Here is a 12,877-nt window from a genome sequence, read left to right as displayed (position 1 = left end):
ACAGCCAGGGGAATGTGTCGTGCGTATTCTGCTTGTTGGGGATGCAGCCAGCCTGCCGGCCGAGCTGACCGAATTCATTGCCGATCTTGGGGAAGACTGGCAGCCGTTGACCGCCACCGATGGCCAGGCCGCGATGACCGCGGTGGCCACGCAGGGCGTGGACGCGGTGATCGTCTGCCCGCAATTGCCGGATCTCAATGCCACCACGCTGCTGGGGCAGATCCGGACCTTGCGCCCGGAGACCATCCGCATCGCGCTGGTCGATGCGCAGCATGGCAACCGGCCGCCGCCGGCGCGCCTCATTGGTGTCGCCCACCGCTTCCTGCCGCTGCCGCTGGCGCCGGAAGTGCTGCTGGAGGCACTGACCAGCCTGGAAGAACTGCGCGAAGTGCTGGACAGCCCGCGCCTGCGCGATGCCATCGGCCGTATCGAGAAACTGCCCTCGCCGCCGCACCTGTACCTGAGCCTGACCCAGGCCCTGGAACATGACGACGACGCCGACAGTGCCGATGTCGCCAAGCTGGTCGCCGCCGATCCGGCGATCGCCGCCAAGGTGCTGCAACTGTCGAACTCGGCCTTCTTCAGCCAGGGCCGCACCATTGCCGACCTGCGCACCGCCGTGACCCGGCTGGGCCTGGCCACGCTGCGTGACCTGGTGCTGGCCAGCGAAGTGTTCTCCGCACCGACGCTGTCGGCCGCCGAGCGCAACTCGCTGCAACAGCGCGCACTGCTGGCCTCGCGGCTCGCCGCACGCCTGCTGCCCGAATCCAGTGCCGAACTGGGAGCGACTGCCGCGCTGCTGGCCGACATCGGCCTGCTGCTGCCGGGTGTGCGCAACGAGCGCAGCGAGCCCTCGCTGGCCGGCGACACCCGCCCTGGCCATGCCGAGGCCGGCGCCTACCTGCTGGGCCTGTGGGGCCTGCCGATGCCGATCATCGAAGCGGTGGCCTTCCACCTGCAGCCGCAGCGCGCCAACACCCGCAGCTTCTGGGTGACCGGTGCGGTGCACGTGGCCCTGGCGCTGGTCAATGGCGATCCGGTGGACGAGGACTACCTGCAGCGCGCAGGCGTGCTGAACAAACTGCCGCAATGGCGCGAACACGCCAATGCGCTGATGGGACTGGTGCCCAGCGACGCCTGAGCGCGTTGCATGATGTCCGGATGACAGAGGGCGCACCCACAAGGTGCGCCCCTTCCATATCAGCGGGTACCGCAGGCGTCCTGCACGCAGCGACGGTACTGCGACTCGCAGATGACCGGTGACTTGCCACTGGCCAGGCACTGCTGGCGGAACTCCTCACAGTAGAGCCCACCGCCGCAGACCCCGAGGCCCTGCGCGAACACTGCGCCCACCAGCGTTGCGTAGATCAATGCAGCGGCCGATGCCTGCCGCAGCAACGTGTTCTTCATATCCCTCTCCACATGCAAGCGTCCGGTAGTGGACCTCCTGACTGTGTTGATTACGACACGACGGGACCGTGACTGCGCTCACCTTCCAACAATTTCCGGAATTCCCCTACAAGAAAAAGGGCGGACCTTGCGGTCCGCCCTCCTTCTGTTGCTACCGCACTTCGATGGATCAGAAGCGCTGGGTGTACTTCATGTACAGGAAGCGACCCACGTCGAAGCCGCCGTAGTAGGCGAACGCCGAGTTCGGAGCCGAGTACTGCAGGGCACCCTTGTGGTCGAACACATTGTTCGCGCCCAGGGCGATGGTCGCATCCCACGGCGCCTTCCAGCTGACCTGCAGGTCGTGGAAGGTGTTGGAACCGGTGTGACGCAGCGGATCGGTCTCACCGTTGGCCATGTGGTTCGGAGCATCGCACCAGCCGTCAGCCAGCGAGATGCAGCTTTCCTTCATGCCCGAGTAGTAGCGCGCGGTGTAGTTCACACCGAAATCGCCGTACTGCCAGTTGACGCCCAGGTTCGAACGCACGCGGAACAGGCCCGGCTCGCTGACGCGGCCGACCATGATGTTGTCGCCCGCGCTGTTCTGGCGCTGCTCGTCGTACTTGGCGGTGTAGCTGGTCTGCCAGTCGATGCTGAACTGACCAATGGCCAGTTCCGGCAGGCGGTACTTGATGCCCAGATCGTAGCCCTGGGTTTCCATCTTGCCGAGGTTGGCGGTGCCGTAGGTGATCGCACTGACATGGCCGTCAGCCGCACGGGTCACGCTCGAGCAGCGCGAAGCGTTACCCAGCACGTAGCAGTCACGCAGGATGCGGTCGACGCTGTCAGCGATGATCATGTCGCTGATTTCGTACTTGTACCAATCCAGCGACACGTCCAGGCCCTGCACCCAACGCGGGCTCCACACCAGGCCGAAGGTGGTGCTCTTGGAGGTTTCCGGCTTCAGGTTCGGATTGGCACCCGAGATGAACTGGTCACCCGACTGGCACGGCAGGGTCGAACATTCCTTGCCTGCCTGGCCCAGCTGCACGTAGTTGGCCGGCACGCCTGCGCCGGAGCACGCGGCATTGCCTGCAACGCTGCCCGGAGCCTTCACGCCGCACGGATCGATGTAGGACTCGAAGCTCGAGCTCAGGCCACCGTACAGGTCGCTGATGGTCGGAGCGCGGAAGCCCTCGGCGTAGGTGCCGCGGACCAGCAGTTCATCCAGCGGACGCCAGGTCAGGCCGAACTTGCTGTTGGTGGTGCCACCGAAGTTGCTGTAGTCCGAATAACGGCTGGCAACGTTCAGGGTCAGTTCCTTGGCGAAGGCCATGTCGGCCAGCAGCGGCACGTTCAGTTCGAGGTAGACCTCGTTCAGATCGTACTGGCCGCGGGTCGGCTTCTGGCCCAGGCCGGTGGACTGGCCCGACTGTGCGAAGGCGTCCGGCACGTAGCTGCCTTCTTCCTTGCGGTGCTCGACACCCAGGGCGAAGCCCAGGTCGCCGGCCGGCAGGGTCACGATGGCGCCCGACAGGTTGGCGGTGAAGCTGGTGGTCTTGGTGACGCCACGGGTGGTGAAGGTCGGGAACAGGAAGTCCTGCAGCTCCTGGTTCGCCAGCGAGCCCTGACCCTCAACGCCGTACGGCAGCAGCGGGTTCCACGGACGGCAATCGCCCAGGATCGGGTTGGCGGCGGTGCCGCAGCGGGCAACGCCGCCGGCATCGATGAACGACGGGCCCAGCGCCTGACGCGCGCCGATCAGGCTCATGTCACCGCGGTTGCTCTTGATCGACTCGTTGCGGTTCCACAGCGCGCCGACATCCCAGTCGAAGGTCTTGCCACCCAGCTCGAAGAAGCCGGTCAGGGTCGGAGCGAAGCGCAGGGTCTTCAGCTGGCTGTCAGTGGTACGCGGCACTTCCCACAGGCGGCGGCGGAAGCTGACGTCCTGGCCAACCGGGTTGAAGGCGCTGTCTGCCGACAGCGGGGTGTTGATCGACTTGGAAGCGGACTGGTACGGATAGCCGGCGATCTGCTGGAAGGTCTGGCGCTCGTTGTAGAGCACGTCGGTGTTCAGGCTGATCGAATCGGTGAAGTCGTAGGTGCCGTTGATGTAGACCGACTTGCGCTTCACACCGGTCAGCAGGGTCATCTGCTCGTTCGAGTTGGCGAACTCGTCTTCGGTGATCGCGTGGTAGTCGTTCGGGTTCTTCGGATTGCCACCCGGGTTCAGGGTCTGCCACACCGCGCTCGACTTGCTGCAGTCGTACAGCTTCGGGTTGCACCAGCTGCCGTTCTGGCTGATCGGGCTCCAATCAGCCGAGGTGGAGTTCGGACCCAGCGAGCCGTCACGGCTGTACCAGCGGTCCTTGGCCCACACCGGATCCTGCTTCGAGTACTCGGCCGACAGGGTCAGGCTGCCGCGCTCACCGCGGGCACCGAGGGTCATCGAATAGGTTTCGCTGTCGCCGTCGCCCTTGCCGTACTGGCCGACGTAGACATTGGCTTCGCCGCCGTCGAAGTTCTTGCGGGTGATCACGTTGACCACGCCGGCAATGGCGTCGGAACCGTAGATCGACGAGGCGCCGTCCTTCAGGATCTCGATGCGCTCAACGGCCGACATCGGGATCTGGCTCAGGTCCTGCAGACCCGAGGTCGAAGCGCCCAGGCGCTTGCCGTTCATCAGCACCAGGGTGCGCTCGGCGCCCAGGTTGCGGATGTCGACGTAGTAGCCGCCCACGTTCTCGCCCGAAGCCAGCGACTCCGAACGCGAAATGGCCGGGGAACCGGCCGAGGTCAGGTTGTTCAGCACGTCGGCGACGCTCGAGAAGCCCTGCTTTTCCAGGGATTCGCGGGTCATGGTCAGGATCGGCTGCTGGGTCTCCACCGAGGCGCCGCGGATGCGCGAGCCGGTGACCGAAATGCGGTCCAGGTCGGTGGTGCCCTTTGCTTCCTGAGCCGAAGCAAAGGCCGGCGCCAGCGCCAGCGCAATGCCGGCCGGCAGCAAGCCGAACCGCACTGCGGGATTACGAACGTTCATCTATCTCTCCAAGGTACGTGTTAGCAGCGTGTTAAAACACCCCAGCACGTTACGATTGCGTTGCAGCGCTGTATTTGCGCGAACCAACCGGAGACTTTGCGGATTGTGGCGGGAGCAAGCCGCCGTTCTCCCTGAAGCGCGACGCGGACTGGCCGTAGCGGGCGCGGAACGCACGCGCGAAGCTGCAGCAGTTGTCGAAGCCGCTGGCGGCGGCGACCTCGCCCACCATCATGTCGGTGTCGCGCAGCAGATCAGCGGCGCGTTCGAGGCGCAGTCGTGCCGAAAGCGACTGCGGGCTTTCCTCGTACAGGCTCTGGAAGGTCTTGGAGAGGTACCAGCTGGAGAAGTTGGTCAGTTCGGCCAGTTCGCCGATGCGCACCACCCGGTGGCTGTTGCCTTCCAGATAGAGGCGCGCACGCTGCATGCGGCCGAACACCTGGCGCTTGCGGCTGCGCGAGCGGCCTGGGCAGCGCTGCACGTTGTCGGCCAGGCCACGCTGCAGGCCAGCAAGGTGCAGCAGCAGCGGACGCAAGGCCTGGGCCGGCTGGCCGCTGGCCAGCGCATCGCGCCACAAGCGCAGCGCAACGCGGGCGTCACTGCGGTTCATGCGGCCACGACCGGCATACAGGCCACAGTCGGCCATCTCGGTCAGCACGCGAAGCGCTTCAACGTTCAGGTTCAGGCCAACGCACAACCCGTTGCGACCGGCCTGCACCAACGGCCGCGATTCCTTTTCGAAGGCGATCCACTCGCCCTGGCGCAGGCGGAATCGTCCTTCCTTGGCCTCCACCCACGAACTGCCACGCACCTGCATCCAGACAGTGAAGCTGGAGCCGGCGGTCTGCAGGCTGCCCAGCCGGGCCACGCCCAGGCAGGTCGGCGTGACATCGTCGAGCGACCGGTCCAGGGAGACGGTTTGGCCGCGATCGGCCAGCGAGAGTTGACGCATGGGGGCACCACGGATTTGCCTAGTACAGGACTCCGTTTTGCCTAATCAGGCGGCACCGCGTCAGGAAAGTCCGACGAGATCGCCACGAATTCGCGACGAGATCCAGACGAAGAAATTACGAAGGCCCATTTCCACTGAAAAACAATAACTTGGAGAACGCCGGAAACAGCGCGGGGGGGCGTTCGGGCAACCGCATCACACCGATGTCGGCACCATCGCTGACCGCCATCGCCACGAACAGGTCACGCCCGTCAGCGCTGGCGCTGAGTCCGTTGCCGGCGCTGAGCCGTTCCGCATCCAGGCAGCGTTCCGGCTCCGCGCGGCCGGGCAGGATGCGCACGAAGGTGGTGCCACACGTGCTCGAAGTGCCGAGGTAACCGACGCCAGTGTTGCCGGCCACGGTCCAGGCCCGGTATCGCCAGCGGCTGGGCCGGTCATCGCTGATCTGCTGCACGCTGCCCGACGACAACGCGGCATCGGCCGACCACAGGCCACCGGCGGCCAGGCGGGTGAACAACACGCGGCCACTGCTGCGGTCGAAGCGCGCCTGCGACACCCCTTCGATGCTGGCCAACCGGCGCCAGGGCTGGGTGCTGCGGTCGAACAGACTCAACCGGGTGCGCTGGTCGGCATCGCGCTCGACCACAAACAACTGCTCCGGCGACGCGCCATACAGGGCCTGCAGCGGCTGTTCGGCCGGGACCGGCAAAGGTTGCAGGCGTTCATCGCGTGGCGCGATCTCGTAGACCACCGTGCGCCCATGCGCGTCGCGGCCGACCACGAGCAGCTGGCGGCTGTCGGCCGACCAGTCCGGTGCCTGCCGCGCTTCCGGCCGCAGCCCTTCAACGGGGCGCAGCGAATCCGGCCGCTGCATGTCCGCCCACCACAGTGCGAAGCTGCCGGAGCGATCCGAGGTGAAGACCAGCTGACGGCCATCCGGCGCTGCCATCGGCTGCCCATCGCGGCCACTGGATGCAAACAGGCGCTCGGGCGCGCCGCTGCCCTGCACCGGCACCTTGAACACGCCGAACTGCGCGCGCCGGTGGACGAAGGCCAGCATCCCGCCACGTCGCGACACGGCGGGCCACTGCGCATCATCCAGGCCGGCATCGCGCAGCGTGTGCCGCTCGACGTCCAGATAATAGAGCCGCGCCTCGCTGTCGACGCGGCGACCGAACACGATGGTGCGGCCATCGTCCAGCCAGGCCCATCCGCGCAGCTCTGCCGCCTCGTTGGTCAGCTGCTCGGGCGTACCGCCTGCGGCCGGCACCCGCCACAGATCGCCCAGCTGCGGATTGCGCACGAACACCAGCCATTGCCCATCGGGCGAGTAACGCGGTGCGTAGTCGAAGTCGTCCTGGTCGACGCTGTACGCCAGCGCGCGCCACTGACCACTGGCCAGGTCCAGCACGCGGATGCCACGGTGCGCGTAGCGCCCGACCATGCTGCCGAACACCAGGCCGCGACCATCGGGCGTCCAGTCGAAGCTGAGCAGCTCGGTGCCATCGCAGCGCGTGGCCTGGCGCAGGGCGCCACCGGTTGCGCTGGCGATCAGCACCTGGCAGCCACCGTCGGCGGAGAACCGTGCGAAGGCAATTTCGCGACCATCCGGCGACCAGTTCGGGAATCGATCGACGGCACCGGCCGGCGGCGCCAGCAACTGGCGCGCCGGCGCGTTGCCGGAGGTCTGTACCTTGATCGCACCACCGCCGTTGCCATCTTCGTTGGCGCCTTCATAGGCCACCAGCGAACCATCCGGTGACAGCGTGGGATAGGTTTCAAAGCCGCTGGTTGCGGTGATCAACCGATAGGGGCGCTGGGGGCTGCCGATCACCCGCGTGCCGTTCTCCACGGCGGCCTCCACCGGCGAACTGCTGGCCGGTGCGCGGCGCAGCAGCAGCGTGGTCATCACCAGCAGCGTGGCCAGCATCAACACGCCCAGCGCCAGCAGCACGCGGCGGCGGACATGGCGCCAGCGGCGGCGCGATTCCTGCGCGCGCGCGGGCAGCACCGCAGCGGCGGCGAGTGCGGGCTGCACGTCCACACCTTCGTCGTCAGGCAAGCCCGCAGCCGACGGCTCCGCATCGTCCAGCGCCTGTACCGGTACCAGAAGCCGATAGCCGGTCTTGGCAATGGTCTCGATGTAGGCCTGGCCGCTGTCGTCGTCGTTGCTGAACGCCTTGCGCAGCTGGGTGACGGCCTGGGTCAGCACATCGTTGGTCGGCAGCGTGTCCGGCCACACCTCGGCGAACAACTCGTCGCGGGTGACCACACGGCCCGGCTGCCGCAGCAGCACGCGCAGCACGCCCAGCGCCTTCGGCGTCAGCCGGCGCGGACGACGCGCACCGACGACCTCGACTTCGCGCGAGGACAGAGTGACGATGCACTCTCCTATCCGTATCCGATCGGACACGGGGGGCTGTATTTCGCTGCTGTTCATTTTCTGCTACACAGTAGAGACAGGTCCCGGGCAGTGTTTGCCTTCGTTACGGTCCCGTCCTGGGAACAGCGAAAAGCCAGACTCCGCACAAAGCATCGGCGCATACCGCAAAAACAATCGAGCGCGCGAATACTAGCCTATGCAAGTTACCTCGCCTATCGCGTGGTCGACATCAGGCTCTCTCTCGCCGACGCATTCACATAATTCGCGACATCATTCGCGCCCTCTTGGGCGCGAAATTTTTATCTGGCGTTCATTTTCACATGCGCCGCAGCATGGTCAATCCGACCAGCCGCGAAACCACCAAAGCCACGTACATCACGCCGGAAAACTGCTCCAGCATGACCAGTGCTCGTGCCTGTGGATGAAGCGGCACGACATCACTCAAGCCGACTCCAGACAGCAAGCTGAAGCTGAGATAAAGCAGCTCCATCCAACTGCGCTGCGCCTGCCCGCCGGTGCCCTGGAAACTGCCCGGATACCACTGCTGGCACACCGCGAACGCGAAGGCGAACGCCCACGCCAGCAGGGTGAAGGTTGCGCCAGCTGCGAACAGTTCGTCGCGGGTGACCTTGTGATCCTGGAGCATGTAGGCAATCAGGGCGCCAGCCGTGTAGAAGTACAGCAGGCTCTCCAGCACCTGCGCGGTGGTCAGCAATGCGGTGCGCTCGAGCAATGCGCCTGCCAACGAGAACACCACCGAGGGAATGGCCAGCAACAGCGCCAGCCAGGTGCCCAGCGGGCTGCGCTGGACCACCCACAGCGCCAGGCCGAGTACCGCCATGCCGAACATGCCCAGTGCCGCGCGGCCGGCGGCGGTGTCATCCAGCGCGGGATACAGCAGCACCGCCAGCAGCTGCGCGCCCAGCAACCAGGCCGAAGGATGCCGGCGGGCAATGGCCAGCCAACGGGTGGTCATGGCAACAGGCATGGTGTCCTTTCCCCGGGATGATGGGCGGAGGATAGCCGGGAGCGGCGTGATGAGCGGTAGTGCCGGCCGCGGGCCGGCACCACCGTCTGCGCATCACCCCTGGTGGTAGACCTCGGCACCCGCGGCGCGGAACTCCTCCGACTTCTCCTTCATGCCGGCCTCGGCGTAGTCACGCACATCCTGGGTGATCTTCATCGAACAGAAGTGCGGGCCGCACATCGAGCAGAAGTGCGACAGCTTGTGCGCATCCTTCGGCAGCGTTTCGTCATGGAACTCCCTGGCCTTCTCCGGATCCAGGCCAAGGTGGAACTGGTCTTCCCAGCGGAACTCGAAGCGCGCCTTGCTCAGTGCGTTGTCGCGTACCTGCGCGCCCGGATGGCCCTTGGCCAGGTCGGCCGCATGCGCGGCGATGCGGTAGGCCATGATGCCGTCACGCACGTCCTGGCGATTGGGCAGGCCGAGGTGTTCCTTCGGCGTCACGTAGCAGAGCATCGCCGTGCCGAACCAACCGATCATCGCCGCACCGATCGCGCTGGTGATGTGGTCGTAGCCCGGCGCGATGTCGGTGGTCAGCGGCCCCAGCGTGTAGAACGGCGCTTCGCCGCATTCGCGCAGCTGCTTGTCCATGTTCTCCTTGATCAGCTGCATCGGCACGTGGCCGGGGCCTTCGATCATGGTCTGCACATCATGCTTCCAGGCGATCTTGGTGAGCTCACCCAGCGTCTCCAGCTCACCGAACTGCGCCGCGTCGTTGGCATCGGCGATGCAGCCCGGGCGCAGGCCGTCACCCAGCGAGAAGGTCACGTCATAGGCCTTCATGATCTCGCAGATATCTTCGAAGTGCGTGTAGAGGAAATTCTCCCTGTGGTGCGCCAGGCACCACTTGGCCATGATCGAACCACCACGGCTGACGATCCCGGTCACGCGCTTGGCGGTGAGCGGCACGTAGCGCAGCAGTACGCCGGCGTGGATGGTGAAGTAGTCCACGCCCTGCTCGGCCTGCTCGATCAGCGTGTCGCGGAAGATCTCCCAGGTGAGCGCTTCGGCGCGGCCGTCGACCTTCTCCAGCGCCTGGTAGATCGGCACGGTACCGATCGCCACCGGCGAATTGCGGATGATCCACTCGCGGGTTTCGTGGATGTGCTTGCCGGTGGACAGGTCCATCACGGTGTCACCACCCCAGCGGATCGCCCACACCAGTTTCTCCACCTCTTCGGCAATGCCCGAGGACACCGCGCTGTTGCCGATGTTGGCGTTGATCTTGGTCAGGAAGTTGCGGCCGATGATCATCGGCTCGCTTTCCGGGTGGTTGATGTTGTTGGGCAGCACCGCACGGCCACGGGCGATTTCATCGCGCACGAACTCCGGCGTGATGATCTTCTGGATCGAGGCGCCGAACGCCTCGCCCGGGTGCTGCTGCAGCAGGCCGGCATCGCGGATCGCGTCCAGCCGCTGGTTTTCGCGGATGGCGACGAATTCCATTTCCGGCGTGATGATGCCGCGGCGCGCATAGTGCATCTGGGTGACGTTCGCGCCTGCACGTGCACGTCGCGGCAGGCTGCGTGTGGGGAAGCGCACAGCATCGAGCTTCGGATCGTGCTCGCGGTCGCGGCCGAACGACGAACTCAGGCCGTCGAGCTGTTCGGTATCGCCGCGCTCCTCCACCCAGCCACGACGCAGCGCCGGCAGGCCCGCGGACAGATCGATACGCGCGTCCGGATCGGTGTACGGGCCCGACGTATCGTAGACCGTGACCGGTGCATTCTCCTCGCCGCCGAACAGCGTCGGCGTGCGGGTCAACGCGATCTCGCGCATCGGCACCTGCAGATCCGGACGCGAACCGGGTACGTGGATCTTGCGCGAGCCGGGAATGGGCCGGGTCACGGATTCGGAGAGTTGCTGGGCCTGTTGCTGCAGGGCGGAGAGCTGTGCGTTCATCGGGCATCGTCCAGGAAGGTCAGGGACGAAGCGGCGGCGCACTGCGACCGCGCACGGACGGTCCTTGGGCGGTGTCCGGGCACGGCTGCACTGCAAAGCTTCCCTACGCCGGTATGAGCCGGATCAGGTTCCAAGGGACTGTCTCAACCGTGGCCACATGGCCGCGGTACCCCCGCTTCTTGGCGTGCATTAGAGCATAGACCGCCCGCTCCGGGAGTTGCCCCCGCGGTCAGATCCGCTTTCCTGTGGAAAGCGGATCTGATCCGGATCGTTGTTCGTTAACAGAACCATGACGTCGCGTTCAGTAACGTGCACGTCCGTCGCCCTCCAGCGACCGATGCGTCCTTCGCCGCCGACGCGGCCCCTGCCCGGTTCGCGCTGCATGCCGCCGGTCCTTCGCTGCAAGCTCTGCTCGCTCCCCTCAATCCCTTGATCGGAGAAGCTCCTTCATGGTGTTTCGCGTTTCCATCGCACTGGTTCTCCTGCTGGTGCTGCTTGCCGGTATTGCACCAGGCCCCTTCAATGCCGTGGTGCAGTCGATGCTGGCAGAAGTCATCCGCAGCGTCGGCTGGCTGTACCTGCTGGTGGTATTCCTGGCCCTGGTGTTCCTGATGTACCTGGCTTTCGGTCGCTTCGGCAACCTGCGCATCGGTGGCGAAGACGCCGAGCCCGAGTTCTCGCGAGCCAGCTGGATGTCGATGCTGTTCGCCGCCGGCATGGGCATCGGCCTGGTGTTCTGGGGCGCCGCCGAGCCCATTTCGCACTTCAGCAAGCCACCGGAAGGGCTTGCTCCGCAGAGCCTGGATGCGGCACGCGCCTCGATGCGCTATGCATTCTTCCACTGGGGCCTGCACCCGTGGGCCATCTATGCGCTGATCGGGCTGGCAATGGCCTGGTTCCAGTTCAACCGCAACGGCCGCGGCCTGGTCAGCGACATGCTGCAGCCGATCATCGGCCGCCACCATCGCGGCTGGATCGGTAGGGCGGTCAACATCGCTGCAGTGGTCGCCACCGCGATCGGTGTCGCGACTACGCTGGGCTTCGGCACCATCCAGATCGCCGCCGGCATCGAGCGCGTGTTCGGCGTGCAGGCTACCGTCGCCGTGCAGATGACCATCATTGCCGTCGCCTTCGTGCTGTACATGGCCTCCACCGCCAGTGGCGTGGAGCGAGGTGTGAAGTGGCTGTCCAATTTCAACCTGGCGTTGGCTGCCCTGCTGGCCGCCATCCTGCTGGTGCTGGGGCCGACCGGCTTCATCTTCGATACCTTCACCACCACGCTGGGCTCCTACCTCAACCAGCTGGTGACGATGAGCCTGCGCATGTCACCGTTCTCCGGCAGCACCTGGGTGGCGGACTGGACAATCTTCTACTGGGCCTGGTGGATCTCGTGGGCACCGTTCGTGGGGTCGTTCATCGCACGCATCTCGCGCGGCCGCAGCGTGCGCGAGTTCGTGATCGGCGTAGTGCTCGCGCCGACGCTGCTGGGCTTCTTCTGGTTCGCGGTATTCGGCGGCACCGCGCTGTGGGCACAGATCTTCGGCCATGCCGACCTGGTGCAGGCGCTGGGCAATGGCTACGAGACCGTGCTGTTCACGCTGTTCGACAGCATGCCGCTGCCGCTGCTGCTGTCGTGCATCGCACTGGTACTGCTGATGATCTTCTTCGTGACCTCGGCCGACTCGGCGGTACTGGTGCTGGCCAGCATGTCCACTGACGAAGCAGGCGATCCTCCGTTGAAGCGCAAGCTGGCCTGGGGCATTGCGGTGGCGTTGATCGCAGCGGCCTTGCTGCTGGCCGGTGGCCTGGATGCACTGCAGGGCATGATCACGATTGCGGCGTTGCCATTCGCGCTGCTGATGGTGCTGGTGATGGTGTCGCTGTACCGGGTGCTGGACCAGGAGTACACGCGGGAGCGGCGGCAGGCGCAGCGCCAGCGGCACATGATCGATGCGTGGATCGCACGCGAGATGGCGGCACAGGAGGAGACGCAGGCCGAGGCCGCGCGCGCGCACGATCAGGATTGAGGGTGTTTTGCAGCCTGCGGCTGCACCGCTTTTTTCAAGCAAGTGCAAGTGCAAGTGCAGAAGCCAAAGCGGCTCTGGGTTACTGCTGGCTGGGCGAGGCGGTGTGGGTGGGCAGGACACGCCGTGAACCCATCCATGGGGGCTCGATGGCGCCATCCATGGC

The 12,877-nt window shown here is 65.8% G+C and carries 8 protein-coding genes and 1 riboswitch; of the genes, 2 read left to right on the top strand and 6 right to left on the bottom strand.

Going from position 1 to position 12,877, the window contains the following annotated elements:
* The first annotated feature begins 19 nt into the window (after positions 1 to 19).
* Positions 20 to 1,141, top strand: coding sequence for an HDOD domain-containing protein (locus VG561_RS20300; RefSeq protein ID WP_014038392.1), 1,122 nt, complete (start codon positions 20 to 22; stop codon positions 1,139 to 1,141).
* A 59-nt stretch (positions 1,142 to 1,200) separates the two neighbouring features.
* Here the strand turns inward: VG561_RS20300 and VG561_RS20295 are convergent, their stop codons facing one another.
* The 6 genes from VG561_RS20295 to thiC all read right to left on the bottom strand — a co-directional run bounded on the left by VG561_RS20295 (position 1,201) and on the right by thiC (position 10,687).
* Positions 1,201 to 1,410: a hypothetical protein gene (locus VG561_RS20295; RefSeq protein WP_014648325.1), complete on the bottom strand. Its 210-nt coding sequence runs from the start codon at positions 1,408 to 1,410 to the stop codon at positions 1,201 to 1,203.
* A gap of 169 nt (positions 1,411 to 1,579) precedes the next feature.
* A complete protein-coding gene (locus VG561_RS20290) occupies positions 1,580 to 4,429 on the bottom strand; it encodes a TonB-dependent receptor plug domain-containing protein (RefSeq protein ID WP_014648326.1) in 2,850 nt (949 codons plus the stop codon).
* A gap of 49 nt (positions 4,430 to 4,478) precedes the next feature.
* Entirely contained in the window at positions 4,479 to 5,378 is a 900-nt protein-coding gene (locus VG561_RS20285) for a helix-turn-helix transcriptional regulator (RefSeq protein WP_032955994.1), read from the bottom strand.
* 115 nt (positions 5,379 to 5,493) lie between these two features.
* Complete coding sequence (locus VG561_RS20280; protein ID WP_262093068.1) at positions 5,494 to 7,818, bottom strand: winged helix-turn-helix domain-containing protein; 2,325 nt, start codon at positions 7,816 to 7,818, stop codon at positions 5,494 to 5,496.
* Positions 7,819 to 8,077: 259 nt separating this feature from the next.
* A complete protein-coding gene (locus VG561_RS20275) occupies positions 8,078 to 8,749 on the bottom strand; it encodes an ion channel (protein ID WP_014648329.1) in 672 nt (223 codons plus the stop codon).
* A 93-nt stretch (positions 8,750 to 8,842) separates the two neighbouring features.
* Positions 8,843 to 10,687 carry a phosphomethylpyrimidine synthase ThiC gene (gene thiC / locus VG561_RS20270; RefSeq protein WP_032955989.1) on the bottom strand — a complete coding sequence of 615 codons (1,845 nt, stop codon included), beginning with the start codon at positions 10,685 to 10,687 and terminating at the stop codon, positions 8,843 to 8,845.
* Positions 10,688 to 10,769: 82 nt separating this feature from the next.
* Positions 10,770 to 10,871, bottom strand: a riboswitch (TPP riboswitch).
* Positions 10,872 to 11,136: 265 nt separating this feature from the next.
* Here thiC and VG561_RS20265 point away from each other — a divergent pair.
* Complete coding sequence (locus VG561_RS20265) at positions 11,137 to 12,714, top strand: BCCT family transporter (RefSeq protein WP_075076028.1); 1,578 nt, start codon at positions 11,137 to 11,139, stop codon at positions 12,712 to 12,714.
* The last annotated feature ends 163 nt before the right edge of the window (positions 12,715 to 12,877 follow it).

This window comes from Stenotrophomonas sp. CASM110 (assembly GCF_049384345.1).
Classification (GTDB): domain Bacteria; phylum Pseudomonadota; class Gammaproteobacteria; order Xanthomonadales; family Xanthomonadaceae; genus Stenotrophomonas; species Stenotrophomonas muris.
This window is presented reverse-complemented; position numbering and strand designations above follow the sequence as displayed.

Coding starts and splice junctions, on each gene's coding strand:
- VG561_RS20295 (WP_014648325.1), bottom strand. CDS start 1,410: ATGAAGAACACGTTGCTGCGGCAGGCATCGGCCGCTGCATTGATCTAC.
- VG561_RS20290 (WP_014648326.1), bottom strand. CDS start 4,429: ATGAACGTTCGTAATCCCGCAGTGCGGTTCGGCTTGCTGCCGGCCGGC.
- VG561_RS20285 (WP_032955994.1), bottom strand. CDS start 5,378: ATGCGTCAACTCTCGCTGGCCGATCGCGGCCAAACCGTCTCCCTGGAC.
- VG561_RS20280 (WP_262093068.1), bottom strand. CDS start 7,818: ATGAACAGCAGCGAAATACAGCCCCCCGTGTCCGATCGGATACGGATA.
- VG561_RS20275 (WP_014648329.1), bottom strand. CDS start 8,749: ATGCCTGTTGCCATGACCACCCGTTGGCTGGCCATTGCCCGCCGGCAT.
- thiC (WP_032955989.1), bottom strand. CDS start 10,687: ATGAACGCACAGCTCTCCGCCCTGCAGCAACAGGCCCAGCAACTCTCC.
- VG561_RS20265 (WP_075076028.1), top strand. CDS start 11,137: ATGGTGTTTCGCGTTTCCATCGCACTGGTTCTCCTGCTGGTGCTGCTT.